The following is a 25,421-nucleotide window of genomic DNA, read 5'->3' as shown; positions in this document are numbered from 1 at the left end:
CTCCTTTATTTGGTTCCATTCTACGATAAATTTCTGACAAAGGCTTGAAGTACAGCGACTTCTTTTGTCGGATCTCCTTGATTGACCAATTTGTATTCCTTGATCGCTTCGGGCACGATAAAGGTTTCTCCGTAATGAATCTCAAAAGGCTCAAAGCTGTCATCCAAACTTTCGACCGTGATCGCTTCTCCTTCTACCAAATTCAGCATATTGACACTTTGGTGAACCTGTACGTTTACTTCCTTTTTGAACCAATGACGATGGGTCTCGATAAACTCCAGCTCATGCAGCCCGGTCTTTTCAACACGGCTTTCATTATCCTCCTGCAATGTTTCAAACGGATTGATCAAATTTTCTTTAACCCAAGCCGTGTCAAAATCAGTATTCACATTTTCTTCTCCATGTGCTAAATGAACAGGCCTTGGAACGCCATCCAACCCCAAACGTTCCCAATCCCACAGCTTAAAGGTGAAAATGTAGGGGGTCTGACTGATCTCCAACACCACCGTATCCGGTCCGCCGCAATGTATCGTGCCCGCTGGAATCGAATAGTGGTCATGTTTTTTCACTGGGAAGCAATTGATGTATTTCTCATCTGGAAAACGATAGTCGCCCTTTTCGGCTTTACGCAGCTCCTCAAAGAGCTCTGCTTTTTCTACTCCCTCTTTTACGCCAAGATAGATCGTGGATTTTTCAGAAGCCTGCAAAATATAATAGCTTTCATTTTGCGTATAGGGCATGCCGAATTTATCCTGGATATAATCAACGCGTGGGTGAACCTGTAGACTTAAGTTTCCGCCGCCAACAGTATCCAGGTAATCGAAGCGAATCGGAAACTCATTTCCAAAGCGCGCTTGAACTTTTTTTCCTAGCAAAGCAATCGGACGCTGATGAACCACATTGATTGCCGGGATCTCGATTTTTGTCCCTGAAAAGTTCAAACACAGACTATTTTCCTCTGGCACACCATCAAAGGCCCAGCCAAAGTTCTCCTGATTAGGGTCTAGATTGAATTGCTTCTTCATCCACTGACCGCCCCACACACTGGCATCAAAGTAAGGAACTAAACGAAACGGCTGTTCCACGATTTGATCCAGGGCAACACGATAGCTCGTTCCATCGACCATTTTTGCCTGCTCTGGAACATTTGTATCAATTAGATAATCAATTTGATCAGTGATACTTTGTTTCAAGCGATCAGCTACCCGCCATTCAAAGAAGAAGCCGCGTTTTACTTTTTTTAGATTATCTTCCTGTTCATTGGTCGCTTTCCAATTCGGCATGCCTGCGCGATGTCGTTTTTGAATCTCCCAGCGCGTTAAGTCGGCATAACATAAAAGATCAGGCTGCGGCTGCAGGATCGCTGCTCCGGTACCGTAAACGACGACTGCTTTCTTTTCTTTTGCTAGTTCCTTTTGTAATTGTTTTACTTCATAGTCTGGATAAAAATCATCTAATGTGGCATGTGACATGATGCCGAAGACACGGTCATCGGTCATATTTGCGGCGATTTTTTTCGTCAATGTTTCAGCGTCATAAGCAAAATCATCTGCTTTTACTAGTCGAACATCTGTCAATTGGTTCAACAGGTGTTCCTCTAATTCAGATAAATATACTCCTGGGTAGCACTCTAAAGTGATTGTTTTCTTTCCATCATCAAGCTGCTGCTTTAGTTCCTCAAGAATTTCCTCATAACTGTTCCATGTCTGTGCAGCGTGATTCACCTTGATCTCCGGTTGCAAATTATACGTCATTTTTACCCCTCTTTAATAATCATAATGATATGACATTAGAACTCCTCTTCGTCCTCGTCCTCTGAGAAATCCATTCGATCGATACTTTCTTTTCCAGCCTTGATGCCATCAGCGATCAGTTGGTGGAATTCTTTTCCTTCTCGCATCAAAATCATGTCTAATAGCATTGCCAGATTCATCCCCGACAGCATTTCGATGTCTAAATCGGTTTGAGTTAAAATATCATAGGCATTGGTTCCTGGAGAACCTGCTGGGATATCACAAACTATGATCATTTGCTTGATATCCTCTGATAAGTTTGCGACTAAGTTTTCTAGCTCCGCTCTGTATGGAGCGATGCCCGTTTCTTCCAAACCAAGTGAAAATAAGTTTTTCTGTTCACCAGCGACAAACTCAATTGCTGCTTTCATACCATGAGCCAGTTTTGAATGGCTCACTAATAAAACTCCGATCATCGTCATTTCTCCTTGTTTTTCAATTTCTTAGAACATCATCTGGATCAAGTAGGCAATTCCTACACCGCCAAAGGCTGTCACAAAGTAAATACCGATCAGCTTCAACGCTGAGACACCTTTTTTCGCCATCAAATACCATGAAACTAAGACTAAAACTAATGGCAGTAGATTCGGGAAAATCCCATCTAAAATTTGTTGAATATCAATCTTCGCACTACTGAATTTCAAGACAATCGGTAATTGCAGATTTACGTAACTAGCTGCAACGCCGCCGATAACAATCATTCCCAAAACCGAGAAGGCCTGCGTGATCTGTTGCGCCTTTTCTCCGACAAAGGTATCGACCGATTCAGCACCCAGCTCATACCCTTTAAAGAACAAGAAACGCGTACCCAGCATAATGATCGTATTGTAGGCAACGATGTAAAAGATCGGTCCCAAGATACTGCCGTTTTCTGACAGCCCCATCCCGATCGATAGCAAAATCGGAATCAACATTCCCGGAATCATTGAATCGCCGATCCCTGCTAAAGGTCCCATCAAACCAACCTTTAAACCATTAATAAAATCATCATCGATTTCCTCTTTGCCTAACGCACGCTGCTCTTCTAATCCGACAACCACACCATTGATCAATGAACCAATTTGCGGTTCGGTATTGTAGAAAACAGAATGCCGTTTCAACATCGCTTTTTGTGCTTCAGGATCATCTTTATATAAACGTTTTGCAATTGGCTCCATTGATAAGGCAAAACCAAAGGCTTCCAAGAACTCGAAACTTGTCGCGACTAAGTTGTACATCATCCAACGAATATACGATTGATTCAGCGTCTTTTTATCTAAAAGTTGGTAAGATCTTTTTTGTTCCATTAGAATTCCTCCTCATCATCGAAATCATCATAAGCTCCGTCTTCTGTGGCGGCTTTTACCGCTGGCTTAGATTGCGCCTGAAAATAGATATATGCAATCACACCTGCCACAATAGCCAAGGCAATCATGTTTAATTTCAAGAAAATCACGCAGACAAACCCAAATAGGAAGAACAGCAGCATGATGTCTTCTTTAACAACGGCTGTCAGCAGCATCACGATCCCGATTGCAGGAAGTGCGCCACCTAAAATTCCCATGACATCAATCAAATATTGTGGCATGCTGGCTAACAATTCCTTAGCAAAGCTGGATCCAAAATAAATCACTAAGAACGATGGAATAAAACGTAAAGCGAAGCTCAACAGCTGCGGTCCAACAATCGAATTGAAATGGAAGGCTTTTTCGTTGCCTTCTTCAATTGCTTTTTGTGCCCGATGATTCCAGAAGGAGTTGGCCACTTGAAAGAAGTTGAATACGATCGTACCAATAACACCGATCGTTGTGGCTAACGTCACCGCAACCTCTGTCGATGAATTGGATAAAATAGCTAAAGCAATGGCCGGATAAGCAACAAAGTTCAAATCTGCCGGCATTTGCCCACCCGGTGTAACCATCGCGATATAGACTGCCTGAATGGCAACTCCGATAATAATTCCCTGTGTCACATCACCTAAAATAAGTCCAATCAAAAATCCTGATACTAGGGGGCGGCTAATGGTATACCAGCCGCCGGTCAGCCCCATCAACCAGGGAGTGCCGAGAGCACCCAAGTAGCATAGCAGTGAGATCAATACAGCTTGGAAAAAGAGCATAATGAATTCCTCCGTTCTTTATTTTTCGATATCTTTCCAAGTAAAGCCTTTTGAATCCGGTACCAATTTAAACTGAATATCCATCCCTAACGCATCTAACCGTTCGAAGGCTGCTCGTTCTCCATCAGTGATCGCCACGTTTGGTCCAATTTTTCGGGCGCCTTCTCGTGCACTCATAGGTCCAACATTTAAAATCGGGTAACAAGAAATAAAATCTGCTCCAGCATCATACAAGCGCACAAGGGTCTCTGGTGTCTTCGCAATTAGAAAATAATTCTTCTTACTGCCTACGATCTCGTCCCATTTTAAGGCCGTTCGATCAACCGTCATAACAAATCCCTTCAGAGGCTTCGGCACCGCTCCCTTAAGCGCCTTCGATAATGTTGGATTGTTGGCGGAACGGTCATCTACTGCTACGACCCCATCGCAAGCTCGTTCACTCATCCAGCGTGTGACTACCTGTCCATGAATGATTCGGTCGTCGATTCGAATAAAAGATATTGCCATTTTTTCCACTCCTGTTCTTTATGTCATTTTGTTATAACAATAGCACAAATAGAGTATAAGTCATTTTTTAAGAAAAGACAACGCTTTCTTTTCTTTTTTTGAAAAAAGTGCAAAATTACTAAGCGTATTTTGCACTTCTTTGTTATTAGATTTCAATGTAATAGCGATACTGGTCACCGATATAGTAGCAATCGCTGATTTCCTTATACTGTCCATCTGCTCTCGAAACCATCCGAACCCTTTTTAAAATAGGAGTATTTTCTGGTACTTCTAAAACAGCTTGAAGCTCTGGAGTAGCACTAAGCGCCTCGACATATTCTTTGCTTTCACTCATCACAATGTCAAACGTTTTTAAATAGTCATACAAGGAGCCATAATAATCCTTACTATCCAGCGAGAAATTCTCCGTATAAGGGATATGTGTGACGAAATAAGCAAAAGCCTTTCCATCATCAACTCCTCTGGTTCTTCTAAGCTGAAGAACCTTCGAACCTTTTTCGATACCTAATTGCTGAGAAATTCGTTCGGAAGCCTCAATTAAACTAACTTGCGCGTGTAATGTCCGAACCTTTTTCCCCAGCTCCTCCATTTCCCGCGTAAAGCTGCGGACCATTGTATAATGTTCCTTTTCCGTTGAATGATCCATTGATAAAACGAAAGTTCCTTTTGCCCGTTCGCGGTATAGATGTCCCTCACGAACCAATTCATCAATCGCTTTTCTGATCGTGATTCGGCTAACATTGTAAATATCACATAAATCCAACTCTGGTGGGATTTTCTCTCCGTCCCCCCACTCACCTGAAACAATTTTGAATCGTAAATCATCTGCTATTTGACTATATAAAGGACTTGCACCTTTTCCTTTAGCTAGCTTTTCGTTCAAAAATATCACCCCTTAAAAGTTCTATTGTCATAACAATAATATATTTCCTCTAAAATATCAACCTTTATGGAATGCGTTTTCTTTCTTCTAATTCCGATAATTAACTATTATAAAGCGGTTTTAAAGCTTTGAGATTTCCCCTTTCTTTCTAAAAGCTGAGTAGTATAATGAATAATAGAAAAACGATTTCTTTTAATCAAGTGAAGGGGTACACCAATGAAAATCGCCATCATACTTTCAACTATTATACTTGCGCTAGCGAATGTTTATCTTTTCCTTGTCTATTTCAAAGAGAAAAAGATTGAGGATAAATTAGAGCGTTTAGCAGTGATGTTTGGAACAAATATGAGTGTCCTATTTGTTGATAGTCTGATTCTTTTTTTCGGTGCGCTAGCTGAAGAAGGTCTATTTGTGATGATTATTCTTTCTGATTTTTGATTCTGTAAATCAGGACCACCCGTGAAAACGGGTGGTTTGCTCTGCGGGTGAAACCCCTTGTTGCTATGACTACGCCTCAAGACGTTACCCTTCACCTTGTTCAGGCTCAGTGTCTTTGCCTCTTTCACGACCAGTTAAACTGGTTTATTTTTTTCGGAATTTCCCATCTGAAAATGGATCTTCATATTCTCTTACACTCAACTTATCAATTGCTTGATCGTGTTGCTCCTGCTCTCGAATATACTTTGCGATTGTTTTTTCATTCAACCCCACTGTACTTACATAATAACCTTCCGCCCATAATTTTCGATTTCCAAATTTATATCTCAAATTCGCATGTTTCTCGAAGATCATTAACGCACTTTTACCTTTCAAATATCCAACAAAACTCGACACGCTCATTTTCGGTGGAATACTTACCAAAAGATGAACATGATCCGGCATCATATGCCCTTCGATAATTTCTATTCTCTTGTACTTACATAACCGTTGGAAAATTTCTATTAAATCTTTCCTTACTTGATTGTAGATAACTTTTCGTCTAAACTTTGGAGTGAAAACAATGTGATACTTACACATCCATTTTGTATGCGCTAAGCTATTTGCCTTGTTTGCCAAAAATACCATTCCTTTCTTTTTGAGCCTGAACACTCTTATTGTAAAGGAATGGTATTTTTGGTGGTAAAACCACTTGTCTCTACCCGCATAGCGGGTAGTTTATTTGTTTCGGACAAAGTTCGTCCGAAACTGGGCGTCTAGGCCCATAACTAAAACTCTGTCACCTCAATGAGGCGACAGAGTTTATTAGCGTTCAACAAAACCGTATTCAAGTATTTTCAGCTTACGCTTCAACCGGTCAATTACCGGCATCAAGTCCTCAATCGTTTTCCATTCTGGATGTTGTGCCAATTCCTGCTGAATCTTAGTCGTCTCACTATTTAAAATAGCATAGATCAACTCGAGCACATCCTTTTCTTGAATCTCTTTGCGTAAGGGCAGTTTGCCAATCACTTCATCTGTTAAATTCATACTACGGCTAAAATCCTGATTTAGACGCTCTACCATTTCTTTTCGTAGAGGTTCTGGCAACGTCTGCATTTCAGTGTAAGATTTCATTAAAAATGCAAATTCACGCGGATATTTCAACTGTAACTCGATTTTATATTTCGTAGCTTCGACGACCATCTCTAACAGATCAGAGGCATTCGTCCAAACTGAATAATCGATTCTCTGATAGAAAAAATCAGAAGCATAAGTATACGTTGCCTGATATAATCCGCCCTTATTTCCATAATAATGAAATAGCAAGCCTTTTGAAACCCCAGCTTCTTCCGCAATCTGATCAGTCTTTGTCTCACGATAGCCATGCTGACCAAATAAACTGGCGCTCGTTGTTAAAATGCGCTGTTCCTTCTGCGGATCTTTCACTACTTCCTTCATCCAATCACTCCAAGTCCCGCTTATTGTAGCCCATTAATCCAGCAATCGTCAAAATAAGAAAAACTGCAACTAAGACAATTGCCACAGTCGTATGAACATTCTCGGTCGGTACTTTCCCCACCCAACCTAAAGGCGAAATATTTGCCACATCATCCGATAAGTTCAACAACGGACCAAACATTTTGACTAATACACTGGCAGCTAAATAAATCCACAGAACAGTCGTTAATTTAGGTAATGCACCAGATAAGAATGTTCCGATACCAACAAAGAATAAAGTTGCCGGTAAAAAGCCCAGCAGCGTCTCCCAAAAATAGTTGATTGCAATCGGGTCATCCAGTGTGCTATTGCCAGTAAAGAAGGCACCAGCTAAAGTTGCTGTAAACACCACAACACTCACGATTGTTCCAACACTGAAATAGCTGAAGGCTAGGCGTGTCTTAGAAATACTTTTTGAGTGAAGGATCTCCAGATAGCCCTTTTTGTCATCTGATTTCAATCGAAAAATAATCAGAATTCCGCTAATCGCAGCGATCGCTACAAAAAACAACCCTAACATGTTCAAAAAATTCAAGATCAATTCTCGATTCGCCGCATGAATTTGCGTTACACCAAGAATTTTGCGATAGGTTGGATTACTGCCGATAATATCGCCAATCGTACTGAAGATCGAACCATAAGCCGCTCCTAGTACAGCACCGCCAAAGATCCACCCAATGATGCTATTTCGTTCAATCGTTAAAACTAATCCCAACGGTGAAGATAACAACCTGCCTGCTTTTCCTTTGCCATCACGAGCGGCTAAAACACCGCTGCCAATATCCCTTGTCTTAGCGATCTTTACAGCAATCACTAAACAAATCAGACCTAGCCCTAAAGTCATTATGACCGGAAGCCAATCATCATAAGTGTAGATTGCGGTCTTTTGAATCCAGCCAACAGGAGATATCCATGTCCAATCAGGATCTGTCACGTCGGTCATCATTCGGATGATATAAAAGAATCCATACAACCCATAGCTCATAAAGTTCGCGCTACGAGAATTATTTGCCAGCTGAGCCACCAGCAGACTGATAAAACCAAACATGATACCAATACTGGCAATACTGGCACCCATTAATAGATCGCCCTGCAGCGTTGCCCCATTAAGATCAGCTGCAATTAAACTAGCTACATATAAAATCCCCATCAATCCATTGATCAAAAGTATCTCAACAGCTGTCGCGTAGGTTGGCGCCAAGCGTCCGACTGTTCGTGAGCGAACCATTTCCAACAGTCCTGAATCTTCCTCCGCCCGTGTATTTGAGATTGCCAACGAAATATTCATAAAGACCATAAACATTCCCATAAAAACCAGCATTTCAGAAGCAAAAACATTCGCTGTCGTATACGGCTCAATAGCAGAAAATTCACCAAACAGCGAAACCATAGCTGGGGTCTTCAACGTTTCAACAATTGCATTGATATCTGTTTGCGTCCCAAATAATACATTGAATTTTGTTGATGCAGAAGCAAATAGGCCAACTAAAATCACGATCCAGATAAGGTGTTTGATACGGTTTTGCTTCAAATTTGCCCTTAACAAATAACCTGTTTTTACCCCACTATTCATGAGAATCAGCCCCTTGTTTTTCATAATAGCGCATGAATAAATCTTCTAAGGTTGGCGGCGTTGAGGTCAAATTGACGATTTGTTTTTCTGCTAAAAAAGTCATAATTTGTGTCATTTGATCTCGATCGACTGAAAGAACAGCTTCCTGGTGGTCATCGTCTGAAAAACGAACCTTATGCACGCCAGCAAATTGCTCTATACCATCAAGAGGTATCTTCGTTTCTACCGCAATCTCCAGTCGTGTTAAATGCCGCATGGAAGTCAAATCTCCTGTCTCGATAATCTCTCCTTCACGGATGATCGCAATCCGATCACACATCTTTTCAACCTCTGACAATATATGGCTAGACAACAAAATGCTCTTACCTGCTTCTTTTAGTTTCAACACTTCTTCTTGGAAGGATTTCTCATTCAGCGGGTCCAGTCCGGAAGTCGGCTCATCAAAAATGTACAGCTCTGCTTCTTGAGATAAAGCTGCAACTAACGCTATCTTTTGGCGATTGCCTTTTGAATAGGTTCGCGCTTTTTTCTTGGGGTCTAATTGAAATTTTTTTATCAGTTCTTCTGTTCTCTGTGTGCGTTTTTGATCATTTAATCTTAGAAGCAGGTCGATGATCTCCCCTCCCGTCAAGTTAGGCCAAAGAAAGACGTCCCCAGGGACATAGGAGATATTTTTGTGAATTGCTGTGTCTTCCTTCCACACGTCTTTACCAAAAATCGTTGCTTCACCGCCAGACTTTTTCAGCATACCTAACAATATCCGGATCGTGGTAGATTTTCCTGACCCGTTAGGACCGATAAAACCTAGTACTTCCCCTTTGTTCACATCAAAGGTGACATCCTTTAATGCCTGAAACTTTCCAAATCTTTTCTCTACTTTATTCAACGACACGATCTGGTTTTCCATCGTTCTCACTCCTATTTTTATCTATTCATTTTTTAGTTTTAAAAAATTTACTGGCTCGCTACCTACACTCAAATTGATTTCTTCTTACTATAGCTCTATATCGAGAGAATACTCCTTTTTGACTAACGAGTCAATGACTGGTCAGTCAATTCGAAATCATTTTTTTACAATTACGAAAAGAAAGTGAAAAAAGTCTGTATTTCTCTTATTTCTCGAATTTTCGCCAAAAGTACAGTATTATAAAGAAAACTTTTCATGGGAGCAACTGATGACTATTTTGAAAAAACTTTCACCACTATTTCTGATTTGTGCAGTTATTGGTGACTTTTCATTACCTTACTACTTGGGACGCTTTTATTCTGATTTTAATCAAATGACGATGATCATTAGTCAACTAGGCGAACCGACTAGTCCTGTACAAAACTATTTTAATAATGGTTCAGTTGTTACAGGTACATTGTTTGTCTTAGCGAGTTTCGGTATTTATGATTTCTTTCGATCAGAATCAAAACGCTTCGCACAAATTCTAGCAGGAGCGATTGCTCTCTATGGCTTTGGCGATTGTATACTAACAGGTTTGGTTCATATCAGCGAATCCGCAAGTTTCTTTAGTCCTGCTTATTTTCTACATGCGGCATTTTCCGGAATCTCGATGGTGGCAATGATGTTTGTTCCGCTAGTGTTAGCTTATCAGGCAGCGCTGAATCAGCAAAAAGTTCGTTCACTTTTTTATTCTGTTTGTTTAATCGGTTCGATTTTAGCCTTACTATTGTTCGCTGCTTATTATCTGCCAGTGATTGGACGATGGCTTTCTTCTACTCGCGGATTTTGGCAGCGATTATCTCTGTTTTTTCTTTATCTGCCCGCACTCAGTATTGCATTTAGACAGCTCGCTAAAAAATAACTCCATTTCGTACAGAGTAACTCATCCACCCGTGAAAACGGGTGGCTTTTTAACACCTCTAGAAGAGGTCACTGCTCGCGTACTCCATAAATGGAGCTTTTTAAAAGACCGCCAACCGCTCATCGCTCGCTACTTTATTTCTTTTTCTTCATTTTAAATGGATCGACGTATTCTCTTTTACTTATGCTATCTCGATTTCGATCCTCTGCTTCTTGTTCTCTTTTATATTTTGCAATTGTTTTCTGATTTAACCCTACTGTACTTACATAATAGCCTTTCGACCAAAAACTCTTATTCCCATATTTATACACTAAGTTTCCATGCTGCTCATGGATAAGCGTGGCGCTTCTTCCTTTTAAGAATCCCATGAAACTTGAAATGCTTATTTTCGGTGGCACTCTAACTAACATATGAATATGATCTGGCATGGCATGTGCTTCTATGATTTCTACCGACTGTGTGATAAACTTTTGTCGTCATTTGATGACATAGAAAAACTCCTTTCGATAGTATGAGCGGTTGGTAGCCACTTATTAGTATATCGAAAGGAGTTTTTATCGCTAAAGCTATCTCGTCCACGCGTAGAAACGCGCGGTTTTCTTGTTTCACTCGCTAACGCGAGCGAAACTGACTAAAGTCATTAATAATAAGCAAAAAGGATACCGCCTCAGCCGTATCCTTTTTGCTTATTTTAATTTCTTCAGTCCAATCTGTGCTGCCCCAATAGCTCCAGCATATTGCGACAGATTGTCTCGTCTGACTGGTGCTGATACGTATTGTTCCAAGACTTTTCCAAAGGTCACACTTTTGGATAATCCGCCTGTGAAAAGGACTTCTTCCCCTCGTACGGGTCTTAGTTTTGAATATTGACTGCTGATTCGTTGAGCTATAGAATGCAAAACGCCTAGTGCAATATCTTCCCGTGCCTCACCTTTGGAAATCAGACTAATGACTTCTGACTCTGCGAAAACCGTACACATACTGTTGATAGTAACTGGCTTCGCATCTTGAACGAACTGATCCAGATCTTCAATATCTTCACCTAAGGTTCGCATCATGACTTCAACAAAGCGTCCGGTTCCAGCAGCACAACGATCGTTCATACTGAATTCGATGACATTGCCTTTACCATTTAGCTGAATGGTCTTGCAGTCCTGTCCGCCAATATCAATAACTTGCTTAACTCCTGGAGACAAATAGTCTGCTCCTTTTCCGTGGCAAGTAATTTCCGTAACTACTAGATCCGCAGGCAGCAGCTTACGACCATAACCGGTTGTCACAAGTTTCAGATCATTTAAAACATAGCTTCGTTTGAAGTAATCAACAACATTCGACATCGCTCCTTTAGGATTTCCAGCGGTGGGAATCAAATACTTATCGATTAATTCCTCGTTGGAAAAAAGCACACCTTTTGTTGTGGTGGAGCCTGAATCTAATCCTATTGTGTACATACAGCCTCTTCCTCTAACATTTCAATAAACGCGGTGACGCGGGTGTTGATTTGTTCGATATCTGAAGTCGAATAATCCGTTTCCAAATACATGTAGGGAATATTCTTCTCTTCATTTAGGAATCGTTTGATTTTTAATGATTCCACTGAAAACGGAATACAATTTTGCAAGACCATGTCGATTACGCCATTGACTTGATAGTCATCGATCATTTGGCTCAATAATTCTTTTCGCGGCTGATTATTTGACATGCAGGCACAGCCGATATTGATATATTTATCCGTTAAAGCCTGGTACACATCCGCTTCGTTTTCATCAACTAAACGTTCTACGGCTTTTGCCACGGTACAGTTTTCGTAAGCAACGACCAAACCACCGTTTTCTTCAATCGCGCGAATCACTTTTTCAGTCACTCCGCCCATCGGAGACCCTGTTACCAAGATTCTTGGCTTCGCATCTAAACGTTTGCCCGCTTCGTATTCTTCTTTGACTTTTGCTGTCGTTTCCTCCAACATTTGAATAACTTCTTCTTTGTCAAATTTATATTGTGAACCATACATCACTTTGAAAATCTCTTGACCAGTGATTGCTGGCGGATTCAGTTGACCTAAACGATAGAAGTTTTGTTTTGCCTGACGTTCGCGGTTCTTCAGCACAATCGCCTCACGAATTTTTTCGTCAGTGATCTCAACGCCTAAGAAATCCTCTAGCTTCTCCTTGAAACGCACGAGTTCGCTGTACCACAATTTTTTACTTTCTTCGGTATCGCGCATATGAGGCAATTGCATCAAATAGGTATCCTTGAATTCTTCCATATATTCATACATTTTCTTCTTACCGTCACAAGTAGTCTCACCAACCACTAAATCAGAAAAATAGAAATAGGGACATTTATCTGTTTTGCCAAAGCCATAGCTCGATTTAATTAGCGGGCAAAGATTTCGCGGCAAATCTTCTTCTGCATCAGGAATCGTTTCATCTGACGTTGAACACAAACTAATCTGAATCGCCCCGCCGGCTAAGACTAATTCCTCTGGCATAAAGGTACAATACACACCTACAACGGGTTTGCCTTGTTCTTTGATTTCCTTAACCGCTAAAAAGCCCTGTCTTCTCGCTTCGCCAAAATCATCAAAAATCTCTGGTAAACTTGTTTTTAATTCCATTTTATCCGTTCCTTTCTTATTTGGAGGTCATTCGTTTAATTTTCGAGTCGCACACCCTTTCTGCTAATCACATGAAACACGCGAAGCAGGACGGGCATCCTTCCCATTTTTTGTTTTTGCCTATGTTTGATATCACCAAACACAATAAAGTACGCAGCTGTACTCACCATTTTCCCCCAAAAGAAAAGAGCACACCAAAAAAGGCCTGCTCCTGGATAGTTTTTTATTTCACTTGATCCGAGGAGGAAAAATATTCAGTTAACGCGCTTAGAACCTCTAAGTTTTGATTTACTCAAAGTCATCGCCTAACCATTTTTCCCACCTCCAGATGTGTATCTTCAAATTTTTGATGGATGTCTATCTAGCAACATCCCTAAAGTTTGTGTAAGCATTTACAATTACCTTCTTAGTATAACGAAGGGAATTTTCTCCTGCAATACTTCCAAAAGAGAATCGTTCTCATTCCTGCTCGGATATTCAGCGAATGTGAAAATTAGCTGAAAATAATATTTTAGCGAGGATTTTAAACCATGAAGGACATAAAAAAATCCAACATTTCTTCGAATGCTGGATTTTTTATTCTGTTACTTTTTTCCTTTTTTTATCAGCACTTAAACCTTTACCACTTATACTTAACTTAACAAAGTTACCCTTGTCCATAATAGGCATGCGCGCCGTGTTTGCGGTAGTAATGCTTATCAAGCAAATACTGGGGAATATCCGTGATAACTGGATTAATTTGTTCATTTTCCTTCGCCATCAAACAGATTTCATCTAAGATCAGACTATTTTCAACGGCTTTCAGCGGGTTGCTGCCCCACGTAAAAGGACCATGACCATAAACTAGTACCCCAGGAATATCATTTTCTGATAATTCTCTTTCTTTAAAAGTCTCTACAATCACATGGCCTGTATTCACTTCATAGGCATCTTTTACTTCTTGCTCAGTAAGTTGACGTGTACAAGGAATTCTTCCATAAAAAGTATCTGCATGTGTCGTTCCATAGGCCGGTAAGTCTCGCCCAGCCTGTGCCCACATCACTGAATTGGTCGAGTGGGTGTGGACAATGGCATTCACCTGTTCAAATGCTTGGTACAATACGACATGGGTCGGCAAATCTGATGAGGGATTCAAGCTTTCCTTCTCCAAGACATTGCCTGATAAATCGGTTACGACCATTTGCTCCGCTTGCATTTTTTCATATTTTACACCACTCGGCTTGATGACGATCACACCTAGCTCACGATCAATCTCACTCACATTTCCCCAAGTTAACTTCACTAATCCATATTGTGGCAGTTCTAAATTCGCCTCAAATACTCGTTGCTTCATCTTTGCAATCGTCTGTTCACGCGACATCATAGCCTGCCTCCTTAAATTTTGGATAAAGATATTTTTTTGCCTTCTGAATCTCAGTTTGAAAATCTTGACTCTTCTCACTCCACATTTCAATTAAAAAGGTGCCGTCGTAATCTAAACGCTTTAAATTCTTTAATAACCCAAGAAAATCAACACAGCCAGAACCAAAGGGGACATCACGAAATTGTCCTGAGAAATCTTCGGTTACTGGGTACGTATCCTTTAAATGAATGGACGTGATACAGTCGATTCCTTTTTCCAGTTCACGAGCTGGATCATTCTCAGGCCAAGCAGAAAGATTGCCTAGATCCGGGTACACTTGCAGATAAGGAGAATGAATCTGATCTTTGATCTCTAAAAACTTTGAAATGGAATTCATAAAGGGATCATCCATGATCTCAATCGAAAGAATCACACCATACTTCGAGGCTTCTTTTACACTTTCCTTCAAACCTTCAATAAAATATTCACGAGAACTCATTGATTTTTTTTCGTAATAAACATCGTACCCGGCTACTTGGATCACCTTGATACTCAATTTGTGGGCTAGTTGGATCGCCTTGTCCATGATTTTTTTGGCAATCTCTTGTTTTTCTGGATCAGAAGAACCAAAGGGAAAACGTCGATGTCCGCTGAGACAGATGGAGTTGATACGAATACCTGTCTCAAACATCTCATCTCTCAGCTCCGCGATTTGCTCATCTGACCAGTCTAGGCGGGCTAGGCGTTCATCTGTTTCATCAATCGACATTTCAATAAAATCAAAGCCTAACTCCTTTACGATCAAAAAGCGTTCCTTCCAAGAAATATCTTTCGGTAAAGCTTTTTCATAAATTCCGATCTGAGCCATTTTATTGCCCCCAAATACGAATGATTTCATCTTTAAAGTTTTTGGCAGCTTCAATTGGGTCTTTTGCGGCAGTGATTCCCCGGCCTGTGATAAACGTGTAGACATCAATACCCTCAAACAGTTTCAACGTATCAACATCTAATCCGCCTGTTACAGAAACATTGAAGCCCATTTCAATTAATTGTTTCACTTTCGAGAGATCTTTTTCTCCCCAAGTTTCACCTGAAAGCAGGGCATCACGACTTTGATGATAGATGGCTTGTTTGATGCCGATCTCACGCCATGCTGCAGCTTGCTCAAAGGTCCAATCTCCATATAGCTCAACCTGTAATTCCCCAACTTCTTTTTTTGCCGCTTCCATCGTTGGGATCGTTGCACAGCAGATGACCGTCATAAAATCAGCACCAGCATCAGCGACATTTTTCGCGACTGTTCCACCCGCATCGGCACATTTTGTATCAGCTACCAATTTCTTTTCTGGAAACATCCCGCGAATGCAGCGAATCGCTTTTTGCCCTTCTTGTAAACAAAGAATCGTTCCAACTTCAATGATATCTACCACAGTGCCAACTTTGAATACATCGGCTAGGGCATGCTCTAAATCATTATGGTCTAATGCAATTTGTAAGTTCGGTCTACTCATTTTAAACGCCTCTTCTACTTCATATTTTTATATAATTCTGATTCTGCGAATTTTTCGCCGATCTCTTTTGCGGACATGACATTCTTTATTCCAATCACAGTTACGCCTTTTTTCTCAGCCTGCGTGAACATGTTTAAGAAATTAACTGGTGTAAATACGACATCATATTGAGTAGCAGAACTTTTACCTTCTGAAATGGCGCAGTGATGAATTTTTGTAATAGGTACTTTTAACTCCTTCATTGCCTTTTCAGCACTTCTCATCATCATTAAGCTTGTTCCTGATCCGTTCGCGCAAGAAATTAAAATTCTCATGTTTTCTTCCTCCTAATAAACCCTTATCTGGGTATTTTTACTTGTTTATTGTTCTTGATATTTTTCTGCATATTGTTCATAGTCATCCACGATCATGAAGTAACCATCTGGATTTTTCCGATATTGTAATTGAGGGATAATCAACAAACCTAAAACTACAACTGCAATTCCGACATAACCAAGGACCTTCATGATAACTGTAAAGACAGGCCAAGCCGTCGCCCAGTCGAACATACCGATGTATCCACCATATTTCGACATACCGATCCATGTTGCAAACAGCGCAGAACCACCAACCTGGATGATTCCTGAAAGAAACGGAAACAGACAAGCCGCTTTAAATCCACCACGGTTATTTGCAAATACAGCGATAACGGCATTGTCAAAGAACAGTGGAATAAAGCCAGCGATGACAATTGTTGGCGATTTCAATAAAATCAGCAAGCCAATCATTAAGAATTGCCCTAACGCACCAAATAAGAAACCAATCGTTACAGCATTTGGTGAACCAAAACCAAATGTTGCGGCTACGTCAATCCCAGGAACCGCACCAGGTAAGATCGTATTGGAGATTCCTTGGAAAGATTGTGTTAGCTCATCCACGAATGTCCGTACACCTAATTGTAAAATAGCCAGGTACACTGCGAAATTCAGAGATGTCGTCATAATGTAAAACAAGAAGCTTTGTCCCTCTTGCATAAACTCTGCCTGAACTAAATAATCTTGACCTAATACCAATAAAATAATACCGAAGAAGAAGAGCATCAATAAAGAAGTTGCAACCATGTTTTCATTAAAAATAGATAGGAAGCCTGGTAATTCAATATCCTCAAGTTTTTTATCCATTTTCTCAGACTTGTTCTTCTTCTCATCACGTTTTCTCAACCATTCAGCCAATTTCGCAAAGATGAAAATCCCAAACATTTGTTGATGAGCTACCGCAAATCCAGCGCCTTCAGTTAATTCCTGTGTAATTCCAACAGTTAAGTTTGAAGCAACTGCCCAGTAACAACCTAAAATCAAGCCCATAAAGATCAACACTTGGATTCTGCCTAACTCTGGGAAACAGAACAACAAAATCCAGAAGGCTGTAGCGGACTGTTGAATTTGCACATTACCAGTGGTGAAAACAGAACGTAATTTGGTGTATTTTTGAAAACGAACCAGTAAAATATTCATAACGAAAGCAATCAATAGCAAAATCATGACATCACCAAAGGTTCGCCCAAATGTTTCCATTAATCCAGCATCTACCGCATTTTGTCCGAAGTACGGGTCAGTAACCATCGCATCCAAATTAAAGCGTTCCTTCAACCCGACTAAGATTGGACGGAAATTATTCACCAAACCACCTGAACCGACCGTCAAAATAAAGTATCCAACTGTTGCCTTCAAGAAACCAGCGATACATTCATACAACGGACGTTTCAATAGGATATATCCCAATAACACAATAAAACCAATCAGATAGGCCGGTTGTGTCAAAATGTTTGTTGCAAAATATGTCCAAATACTTAATAAAAAGTCACCCATTAAATTTTCCCCCTATAAGTCGTACTCTCTCATCACAGCTTGATACTCTTCCATTGAATTCGTAGCAACGAGACTTTCAATCAGCCCATCCGTCATCAACAATTCTGATAAATTTTGAATATTTTCCATATGTTCTTCCGCGTTCTTTGCTGCTAGTGTAAAGAAAAGAATCGCTGTTTTTTCTTCCTCATCACTTTCGAATTGAACCGGTTGTTTCATCTTTGTGAAGGAGATGGCCGTACCGAAAACCCCTTTACTGTCTTCCGATGAATGAGGCATCGCTACTTCTGGCACAATCACGATATATGGACCATGTTCTTCTACACAGCGGATGATTTCATCCACATAGGTCTGATCGATGATTTTTTTATTTATTAATAATTGACAGCTTTCAGAAATTGCGTCTCGCCAATCAGTGATATCCCGTTCAGAATAGTTGATTAGACCATTATCAAAAAAGTACTTAAGCATGTTGGTGCTCCTCTCTTATAGGAATGATGGGAATGGCGTGTCGTTATCAATTGAAAAGGCATCATCGAAGCCTCGATAGAAATTAAACTCAAGATCATCCTTATTGGTTGGATAAGTAAATTTACCGCCGACCTGCCAAATGTAAGGTTTGAAATCATATTTCAAACGATCCTTTTTAAAGTTCCAAATTTCTGTGATTTCCTTTGGATCGGCCATGAAATTCGCCCAGATATCATAATGGACCGGAATCACGACCTTAGCATTTAGCGATTCCGCCATGCGCAGCATATCTACGGAAGTGACCTTATCTGTGATTCCTCTGGGATTCTCACCATAGGCACCCAAGCAGACATCGATTTTGTGTTCATTGCCATGTTTCGCGAACATATTTGAATAGTGAGAATCGCCAGCATGGTAAAGGCTGCCTCCTGACGTTTTAAATAAATAATTGACAGCGATTTGATCCATATCTTGCGGCAGCTTCCCTTTTAATGTTACTTCAGGATCTTCGCAGGTCACCAAGGCTGTACGATCGAAGGCTTCTAGTGCGACCACATTGATGTCCTTAATCTGTACTTCATCTCCTGGTTTTACCACAATGGTCTTTTCTTCTGGAATGCCCCACTTCAACCAGGTATTGACCACTTCTTTCGGTCCGACAAATTTCGCTTCAGGACAATTTTTATGCACGGCAGCCGCTGTATTGATATCTAAGTGATCCGAATGAATATGAGTGACAATCAAGGCATCAACATTTTTCACTTCAAAGGGATCAATGACGAAAGGCTGGGTCCGCAAATTTGGCTGCATATTTTGAACACCGCTCATGCGCATCATCTGATGCCCTTTTTTCATCGTGCCGTTTCCATGACTGCGTTTGCCCGTTCCGCACCATAAATCACATAAGACATTGGTGCCTTCATGACTTTTCAACCAAATTCCTGTACAGCCTAACCACCACATTGAGAAGGTTCCTGCTTCAACGACTTCTGATTCGATTTCTTCATTTAAGTAAGTTCCCCATTCCGGAAATGTACTTAATATCCAACTTTCTTTTGTTACTTCATTGACATGTTTGCTCATTATGATTGCTCCTTGTATGTTTGATATGACTTACAACTAAATCTTAATGGGTATCTGATGTTATGAAAACCCTTTTATACGACTTTCTATCTTTTATATGACTTTCTATCCATTTTTAATGATTTTCTTAGTATAATGAAAGCGGTTAAAGAACTTTAAACGAACTTCTCACTAAACAAGGTCATATATTTAATGAAAGTATCATTTAGGAGGCTTAACAATGAAGAACTCGCTGGCAAACATCGATAAACGACAAAAAGAGGTTTTGGAATTGCTGCAAAAGACCGAGCAGATGACCGCTTTAGAACTATCGGAAGCATTAGAGGTATCACTTAGCACCGTGCGCAGAGATTTAAATCTATTAGAAGAAAAGAATGAAATTATTCGCAGTTATGGTTATTGTTCCTATAATTACGATAATAAGACCGACTTTGACCAATCTGGTCCTGAAAGAATTAAACAAGCGATCGCAAGGGAAGCGAGTAAATATATTAGTGACTATGATACTTTATTCATTAATTCAAGTTCAACTGCCTTAAAAACACTCGATTTTATTCAATCAAACCATTTAACCGTCGTCACGAATAATGTAAAAGTAAATCACTCTCCCCACAGAGACAATTGCAACTACATTCTGACTGGCGGCGAAATGCGCTTTCCAAAGGAAGCGTTGGTTGGTGATATCGCCTTAAATACAATCTCATCGATGAATGCGGATGTCTGTATCATTGGTTGCAGTGGTGTGAGTGTTGAAAATGGAGTCACAACGAAAATCTTGAATGAGTCTACAATCAACGAAATGATGATCAACAAAACAATCAAGTGTAAAATTTTAGTTGCTGATCATCGCAAGATCGGGTTGACATCAAAGTTTAAAATTGCGGATATTTCCGTGTTTGATTATTTGATCACTGACCAATTTTGCTCTCAAAATGTCTTGACTGAAATTAAAAATACTGGTGTGAAAGTGATCCAAATTGACTAATGCTGATTTGCGCCATCAGAAAAGACCTCAGTATTGAACACTTGTGTCCAATACTGAGGTCTTTTCGAGATAAACTTCTGAAATTTTTTCAATATACTATTTTCTTTTCACTGGTACCCATATCTCCATGTCTTCACCTTGCGTGTAGACTTCCAAGTCTGGTCCACCAGAAGTCATTTCTCCAGTCATATATCCACTGTTTAACAACTCATACTCTTCCGATTCAGGGCCCCATTTCGTCACGATTTCGATCTGAGTTGTCCCGGCTGTTTTTCCCGTGCATGGGAAAACGGCCCACGTATTTGCCGGAACTTCTACTTCCTCCATGCCGTCAGGAGTTGCAGCTGTGGTTGCCGCGGCAATATAGTAATCAAATTTTTTACTATCCTCTGGATCAACATTATAAAAACTTGCTCCGATCACACCGAATGGTTCACGATTAATTAAAGGTGCTACCGTTTCTTGCTTATTACCAGAAATAAACTGATTCCAGAAAGCCTCACAATCTTTCATCCCCTGTTGATTTTCATTTGTGGAACTCATTTTTACGCCTGCTAATTTGAAACCTTCTAATTCTACGATTCTGTAATCCATTTTTCATTCCTCCATTTATGTGTGTTGGTTGTGTTTCTCTTTGCTACACTCATAATTTATCATCTCAGGAGGTGATTCTTAGCAGTGTGTCATGTTTGCTAGGGTTTCTCGTCATGTTTGCTCAAATAAGTTAAAGGTTAGCTTGAAGGAATAGTCGTCGATTGCATAATTAAGCTTGCCATGATACTTTTCAACGATTTGGCGGATTGATTTCAGTCCAAATCCATGGCTGCTCTTGTCTTTTTTGCGAGTTGCAAGTGAAGTGATTTTTCCATCAGTGCTGTTCTCGCAGGAGCCAACTAACGAATGATTAAAATAAACAAGTTTTAGCTGTACATATTTTCGCGTACTACTATGCTCACACGCTTCTCGAGCATTGTCCAAAATATTTCCAATTAATGATGAGAGATCAGAGTCGGAAAACTTCATCGTTTCTGGACACTTGATCTCAAACTCGCTAGTAATTCCCGCCTCCTTCATTGTTTGGAAATGCAGCCGCAACAGAGCATTCAGCCCAGTATGTTGGGTAAATGAAGGTAGTTCGCTTGAATCTAGCTGATTGATTAATTGGTTGATCTGCTGATTCGCATCATCCTCCTTATTGGCATCTAGATAGCCCACGATCGAATACAGATGATTCTTCAAATCGTGTTTGATTTTTCGAACTTCCTGTTGATGCTTTTCTACCTGCTGATAGTAGTCCTCCAGCAGTTCATGGCGCTGTTTTTGTAGTTGAAATTCCTGATTTTTCTTTGACATGTTATCCGACATTTCAAAGCTTAAATAAAATAGAATCAATAATAGAACGAAGCTAACTATTAAAATAAGATCTCTCGTGACGAACTGATTGGTTCCCGTCACACTAATGATCAGTATCCCGATCGAAAGACTGCATATGGATGCGATCAATAATTGCAAAATTGAAAAATTTCGTTGGATCGAAATGTCACGTTTCTTTCTAGCTGACCAGAAAGAAAAGACCATTAGAAAATTAATCAGCATAGCTATGCGGTTCCCTATTCCGCCAGAGCTTACGAAATCTAGTAAATTATCAACTGGTAAAATCAGTCGAGCCAGAATCAGCAGAATTCCCTCACTGATAATCGAAAAAACAATAAATAAGACAGCAACCAATCCTCTTTGATAGGCTTTTCCACTAAAGAAAAATTGAACACATAGCAGTAAAAGGACGGTGCTTAAGGTGGTTAAAACAGGACGGAAACTTCCTGTGCCAGACTCATTTGCTAGATTATTAATGAAATAGTATGGAACGCAGGTCAAGTAAATCACAAGAAAAATACTTTTTTTCGGAATTCGCGGTTTTGTTGAAAAAAAGCTGGAAAACAACAAACTTAAGCTCAAGGATGTTAAAATTGTGACCGGAATAAAATTTTCTAAAAAGGCCATCCGCATTCCTCCTTATTTTCTCTGAAAGTTTTTCCTTTTGATAGGTTGGATCGCATCCTTTAACGCGATAAAACAAATTGCTGAAATTGCTCATGAAAGGAAGTGTGAAATTTTTTACTGATGGGTAATTTTTCGCCTTCTTTTAAATAGACGAAATTACTCTCCACTGTACTCAAGCTCTCCAAGTTGATAATGATCGAATTGTGGATCTGGGCAAAAAGAATTCCCTTTACTTGTTCCCGCGCATCCTTCAAGGTTCCATAGTATTCATAGGTCTGTCCATCAGTTGTATGCAGAAAAATTTTTCGTCCGGAGCTTTCAATGTAACGAATTTGATTCAAGAAGAAAGTATAGATTTTCTTTTGCGACACGAATTGAAAAACGCCCTTACGTTTTTGCAAATAACGAACCGCTGAGGATAAAATGCTTAAGGCCTTTTCAGGATCAAAGGGCTTAATGATAAATTGAAAAGCCAAGACTTCAAAAGCCTCTGACATCAATTCCGCGTGACTGGTCATAAAGATAATCACCGCATCAGAATCCGCTTCTCGAATTCTCGCAGCCGTCTCTAAGCCATCAGTCCCCTCCATTTCGATATCCAATAAATACATATGGAAATAATTAGGAGACTGCGCCAAAAAATCCAATAAACGATCCCCCGAAAAAAAGACTTCCGTGTTGTATTTACTGGTTTCGCCATGGAAGACTTGTTCGACTAATTTTTCAATTTGACCGCTCATCAAGCGATCATCATCACAGATTGCAATATTCATGCCCATCTCCTTTTGATAACGTTTTCTCTAGTATACCTGAGAATTCTAGTCAGTTGTTTTTCAAATTGGAACTATTGGAATCAAATCTCTGATTTTTTTCTTAAAAGTTGGTTTAATCGACAACTCACAAGAAAAAGCTGCCGCATTTTTGCGACAGCCTCATGAACACTCTTATGATTTTTTACGATTAAATAGGAAATACATTCCCGCCAACAATACACATGAAGCTAGCGATACAATATGTCCGTTGCTTAGCCCTCGCAATAAGTGATGAATGAAATGATCCTCCACCAGCATAGTACCTGCCGTGTACGCGATCAATAACGCACCCACCCAGATTAACCAAGGGAAACGATCCATCAATTTCAAAATAACCTGACTGCCGAAAATAACAATCGGAATACTGATAATCAAACCTAAAACAGCTAACATAAAATGCCCATCAGCCACTCCAGCGATCGCCAAAATATTATCCAGACTCATCACCAGATCCGCAATAATGATCGTCCGAATCGCGGATAAAAGTGTCGTTTCGCTTTTGACTTCAGCCTCTTCCCCATTTGATTTCAACAAATCATAGGCAATATAAAACAACAAGACAGCTCCAATGATCTTCACATAAGGCACCGTCAATAGCTCAACTGCGATCAGCATCAATAAAATACGCAACACAACAGCCCCGGCAGTCCCAATCACAATCGCCTTATTTTGTGATGAAGCTGGCAGTTTTCGGGTTGCAAGAGCAATCACCACCGCATTATCACCACTTAATACTAAATTCAATACAATAATCGAAAGAATCTTCGATAGAATCGCAATACTCATTTACTTGTCTCCTCAGTTTTAAACATTTATCTTGTCTAAAATAGCACCTTTTACTGAAAAAAACATGAAAATGCACGAATTATTTGGTTTGAGAATTTCTTTTTAACGCAACAAAGGCAAGCTACCCGTTAGCTTATTAACCTGCTTCTTACTCCCAAAAAGCGTTAACCCAAAATAATCGATTGCAGATTCTGGAACCTGGGTCATTTTCTCGATATACTCAACGTAAGTTTTGCAGCCTTGGGCCACATCAAAAAAATCGACGACTGTTAGTTGTTCGAAATTCGGTTCATACAAACGCTCTCGCATATCTCGTAAAAAATCACGATTGCCTTTTAAGATCGGGATCGGAAATTCGATGATTCCTTGATGACGATAGCCGGTCTGGTCAATGACATCCTGACCAACAACTTCAGGAAATAATTTTCCAATCGTTACACCCATAACGGCCGTACTGTTCGCAATAATTCCCTGAGGCATTGTTTCATCTACAACCATGACACATTTTAACTCATTTGCTGGCATCTTCTTCCTCATTTCCTTTCGCAAAAATGCTGCGATATTGATTAGGGGTCAAGCCGATGAAGCGACTGAAATAATTAGTAAAGTGGCTCTGATCATAAAAGCCAGTCCGATCCGCAGTCTCGATTAAGCTACAGCCTTGCTCCAATAATTCCTTGGCTTTCACGATCCGATAAGTTTCGAGGTAACGATAGGGTGTAATGCCCTTTTCTCGTGTAAACTGCCGAACCAATGAATGCTTATTGAGATGAACCAATTTACAAAGCTGATCCAACGTGATCTTCTGGTCGTAATGAGCTTCTAGATACTCACAGATGACAGCAATTGGTTCTGGTGCCGGCAGCATTTGATCCTGCGCTTCCTGTGCGTAGTTCTGCAAAAGTTCCTCAATCAGTAAAATGAACAGCGTTTCTTTCTCAGACTTATCGCCTTCATTCATGAGTAGCTGATGCAATCGACTAAAATCCTCAGCCAACACTGTTTGACTCTGCATCGGTGCAAGAAATTTTGGCAGCTCCGTTCCTGTAAAGGGCTGAAAAATTTCCTTTTTAAGATTGATACAATGATAAGTAAGTCGACTACCATCGATTCCTTCGCAGCTGTGATTGTCATAGGGATTAAAGGTCAGCAAATCACCCGGTTCAAGTGCATAAGGCTGATTATTTACAACCATCGTTCGACGACCTTCTTCAATCAGTCCGACTACATAGTAATCGTGGAAATGATTGGGAAAATTTTGCGATACACCAGTAAAGGAATAGGCTTCAATCCCGAAATCCTCGTCATAACAAATAATTTTTTGATTCAATGTCTCGCCCCCTTTCTTTTCCTATTGTAACAAGTTGGCTGATGCAGTGCTTGG

Annotated in this window: 28 protein-coding genes and 1 pseudogene; 3 read left to right on the top strand and 26 right to left on the bottom strand. The window is 40.2% G+C overall.

Translation table 11 applies throughout. From position 1 onward, the window contains the following. Positions 1-20: 20 nt before the first annotated feature. The 6 genes from IGI52_RS18025 to IGI52_RS18000 form a co-directional block, all read right to left on the bottom strand. Positions 21-1,754, bottom strand: a complete 1,734-nt coding sequence (locus tag IGI52_RS18025) for a class I mannose-6-phosphate isomerase (RefSeq protein ID WP_438782005.1) — start codon at positions 1,752-1,754, stop codon at positions 21-23. A 35-nt stretch (positions 1,755-1,789) separates the two neighbouring features. After that, complete coding sequence (locus IGI52_RS18020; protein WP_438782004.1) at positions 1,790-2,209, bottom strand: PTS sugar transporter subunit IIA; 420 nt, start codon at positions 2,207-2,209, stop codon at positions 1,790-1,792. Between the two features lie 27 nt (positions 2,210-2,236). Continuing rightward, positions 2,237-3,079: a PTS system mannose/fructose/sorbose family transporter subunit IID gene (locus IGI52_RS18015; RefSeq protein WP_216407629.1), complete on the bottom strand. Its 843-nt coding sequence runs from the start codon at positions 3,077-3,079 to the stop codon at positions 2,237-2,239. Continuing rightward, on the bottom strand, positions 3,079-3,891 hold the full coding sequence (locus IGI52_RS18010) for a PTS mannose/fructose/sorbose/N-acetylgalactosamine transporter subunit IIC (protein ID WP_216407631.1): 813 nt from the start codon (positions 3,889-3,891) through the stop codon (positions 3,079-3,081). Before IGI52_RS18010 ends, IGI52_RS18015 begins: the two co-directional genes overlap by 1 nt. An 18-nt stretch (positions 3,892-3,909) precedes the next feature. Next, entirely contained in the window at positions 3,910-4,398 is a 489-nt protein-coding gene (locus IGI52_RS18005) for a PTS system mannose/fructose/N-acetylgalactosamine-transporter subunit IIB (protein WP_216407633.1), read from the bottom strand. Positions 4,399-4,543: 145 nt separating this feature from the next. After that, positions 4,544-5,290, bottom strand: coding sequence for a GntR family transcriptional regulator (locus tag IGI52_RS18000; RefSeq protein ID WP_367397919.1), 747 nt, complete (start codon positions 5,288-5,290; stop codon positions 4,544-4,546). Between the two features lie 207 nt (positions 5,291-5,497). On the opposite strand from IGI52_RS18000, the gene IGI52_RS17995 reads away from it, so the two are divergent. Next, on the top strand, positions 5,498-5,719 hold the full coding sequence (locus tag IGI52_RS17995) for a hypothetical protein (protein WP_216407637.1): 222 nt from the start codon (positions 5,498-5,500) through the stop codon (positions 5,717-5,719). 144 nt (positions 5,720-5,863) lie between these two features. Here the strand turns inward: IGI52_RS17995 and tnpA (IGI52_RS17990) are convergent, their stop codons facing one another. The 4 genes from tnpA (IGI52_RS17990) to IGI52_RS17975 all read right to left on the bottom strand — a co-directional run bounded on the left by tnpA (IGI52_RS17990) (position 5,864) and on the right by IGI52_RS17975 (position 9,678). After that, positions 5,864-6,346, bottom strand: a complete 483-nt coding sequence (gene tnpA / locus IGI52_RS17990) for an IS200/IS605 family transposase (protein WP_438782003.1) — start codon at positions 6,344-6,346, stop codon at positions 5,864-5,866. 177 nt (positions 6,347-6,523) lie between these two features. Then, positions 6,524-7,159, bottom strand: coding sequence for a TetR/AcrR family transcriptional regulator (locus IGI52_RS17985; protein ID WP_438782002.1), 636 nt, complete (start codon positions 7,157-7,159; stop codon positions 6,524-6,526). Positions 7,160-7,163: 4 nt separating this feature from the next. Then, positions 7,164-8,771: an ABC transporter permease gene (locus tag IGI52_RS17980; protein WP_438782001.1), complete on the bottom strand. Its 1,608-nt coding sequence runs from the start codon at positions 8,769-8,771 to the stop codon at positions 7,164-7,166. Next, the gene (locus IGI52_RS17975) at positions 8,764-9,678 is read right to left on the bottom strand and encodes an ABC transporter ATP-binding protein (RefSeq protein WP_438782000.1); all 915 of its coding nucleotides are present in this window, start codon (positions 9,676-9,678) and stop codon (positions 8,764-8,766) included. The genes IGI52_RS17980 and IGI52_RS17975 overlap by 8 nt, the downstream gene beginning before the upstream one ends. A 268-nt stretch (positions 9,679-9,946) precedes the next feature. Here IGI52_RS17975 and IGI52_RS17970 point away from each other — a divergent pair, with 268 nt between their 5' ends. After that, a complete protein-coding gene (locus IGI52_RS17970; protein ID WP_438781999.1) occupies positions 9,947-10,582 on the top strand; it encodes a DUF998 domain-containing protein in 636 nt (211 codons plus the stop codon). A 134-nt stretch (positions 10,583-10,716) separates the two neighbouring features. Here IGI52_RS17970 and tnpA (IGI52_RS17965) read toward each other — a convergent pair. The 10 genes and pseudogenes from tnpA (IGI52_RS17965) to ulaG all read right to left on the bottom strand — a co-directional run. Then, a pseudogene (gene tnpA / locus IGI52_RS17965) lies at positions 10,717-11,040 on the bottom strand (IS200/IS605 family transposase); the annotation flags it as partial. A 228-nt stretch (positions 11,041-11,268) separates the two neighbouring features. Beyond that, positions 11,269-12,033: an acyl-CoA dehydratase activase gene (locus IGI52_RS17960; RefSeq protein WP_438781998.1), complete on the bottom strand. Its 765-nt coding sequence runs from the start codon at positions 12,031-12,033 to the stop codon at positions 11,269-11,271. Continuing rightward, on the bottom strand, positions 12,021-13,199 hold the full coding sequence (locus IGI52_RS17955; RefSeq protein WP_438781997.1) for a double-cubane-cluster-containing anaerobic reductase: 1,179 nt from the start codon (positions 13,197-13,199) through the stop codon (positions 12,021-12,023). The genes IGI52_RS17960 and IGI52_RS17955 overlap by 13 nt, the downstream gene beginning before the upstream one ends. Positions 13,200-13,845: 646 nt before the next feature. Next, positions 13,846-14,559, bottom strand: a complete 714-nt coding sequence (locus tag IGI52_RS17950) for an L-ribulose-5-phosphate 4-epimerase (RefSeq protein WP_438782264.1) — start codon at positions 14,557-14,559, stop codon at positions 13,846-13,848. Next, positions 14,549-15,409, bottom strand: a complete 861-nt coding sequence (locus IGI52_RS17945) for an L-ribulose-5-phosphate 3-epimerase (RefSeq protein ID WP_438781996.1) — start codon at positions 15,407-15,409, stop codon at positions 14,549-14,551. Before IGI52_RS17945 ends, IGI52_RS17950 begins: the two co-directional genes overlap by 11 nt. 1 nt (position 15,410) lies before the next feature. Continuing rightward, positions 15,411-16,052: a 3-keto-L-gulonate-6-phosphate decarboxylase UlaD gene (locus IGI52_RS17940; RefSeq protein ID WP_438781995.1), complete on the bottom strand. Its 642-nt coding sequence runs from the start codon at positions 16,050-16,052 to the stop codon at positions 15,411-15,413. 14 nt (positions 16,053-16,066) lie between these two features. Further along, positions 16,067-16,366 (bottom strand): PTS sugar transporter subunit IIB, encoded by a 300-nt coding sequence (locus IGI52_RS17935; RefSeq protein WP_102872324.1) that lies wholly within the window; start codon positions 16,364-16,366, stop codon positions 16,067-16,069. Between the two features lie 45 nt (positions 16,367-16,411). After that, a complete protein-coding gene (locus tag IGI52_RS17930) occupies positions 16,412-17,899 on the bottom strand; it encodes a PTS ascorbate transporter subunit IIC (protein WP_438781994.1) in 1,488 nt (495 codons plus the stop codon). A gap of 12 nt (positions 17,900-17,911) precedes the next feature. Continuing rightward, complete coding sequence (locus IGI52_RS17925) at positions 17,912-18,370, bottom strand: PTS sugar transporter subunit IIA (protein WP_438781993.1); 459 nt, start codon at positions 18,368-18,370, stop codon at positions 17,912-17,914. Positions 18,371-18,385: 15 nt separating this feature from the next. Beyond that, positions 18,386-19,453: an L-ascorbate 6-phosphate lactonase gene (gene ulaG, locus IGI52_RS17920; RefSeq protein ID WP_438781992.1), complete on the bottom strand. Its 1,068-nt coding sequence runs from the start codon at positions 19,451-19,453 to the stop codon at positions 18,386-18,388. Between the two features lie 220 nt (positions 19,454-19,673). Between ulaG and IGI52_RS17915 the strand changes: the two genes are divergently transcribed. After that, positions 19,674-20,438, top strand: coding sequence for a DeoR/GlpR family DNA-binding transcription regulator (locus tag IGI52_RS17915; protein WP_438781991.1), 765 nt, complete (start codon positions 19,674-19,676; stop codon positions 20,436-20,438). A gap of 96 nt (positions 20,439-20,534) precedes the next feature. Here IGI52_RS17915 and IGI52_RS17910 read toward each other — a convergent pair whose 3' ends face one another. From IGI52_RS17910 to IGI52_RS17885, 6 genes are all read right to left on the bottom strand, one after another. Continuing rightward, a complete protein-coding gene (locus IGI52_RS17910) occupies positions 20,535-21,032 on the bottom strand; it encodes a GyrI-like domain-containing protein (protein ID WP_438781990.1) in 498 nt (165 codons plus the stop codon). 111 nt (positions 21,033-21,143) lie between these two features. Next, complete coding sequence (locus tag IGI52_RS17905; RefSeq protein WP_438781989.1) at positions 21,144-22,439, bottom strand: sensor histidine kinase; 1,296 nt, start codon at positions 22,437-22,439, stop codon at positions 21,144-21,146. Between the two features lie 59 nt (positions 22,440-22,498). After that, a complete protein-coding gene (locus IGI52_RS17900; RefSeq protein WP_438781988.1) occupies positions 22,499-23,212 on the bottom strand; it encodes a LytR/AlgR family response regulator transcription factor in 714 nt (237 codons plus the stop codon). A 171-nt stretch (positions 23,213-23,383) separates the two neighbouring features. Continuing rightward, entirely contained in the window at positions 23,384-24,037 is a 654-nt protein-coding gene (locus IGI52_RS17895) for a TerC family protein (RefSeq protein WP_438781987.1), read from the bottom strand. Between the two features lie 102 nt (positions 24,038-24,139). Further along, positions 24,140-24,562 (bottom strand): DUF2000 domain-containing protein, encoded by a 423-nt coding sequence (locus IGI52_RS17890; protein WP_438781986.1) that lies wholly within the window; start codon positions 24,560-24,562, stop codon positions 24,140-24,142. Beyond that, positions 24,549-25,367 carry a helix-turn-helix domain-containing protein gene (locus IGI52_RS17885; protein WP_438781985.1) on the bottom strand — a complete coding sequence of 273 codons (819 nt, stop codon included), beginning with the start codon at positions 25,365-25,367 and terminating at the stop codon, positions 24,549-24,551. Before IGI52_RS17885 ends, IGI52_RS17890 begins: the two co-directional genes overlap by 14 nt. Positions 25,368-25,421: the final 54 nt, after the last annotated feature.

Origin of the sequence: Enterococcus sp. DIV0187 (assembly GCF_051713785.1) — a bacterium.
GTDB lineage: Bacteria > Bacillota > Bacilli > Lactobacillales > Enterococcaceae > Enterococcus_A > Enterococcus_A avium.
Note: the sequence above shows the minus strand (reverse complement) of the source record. Positions and strands in the feature narration are given on the sequence as shown.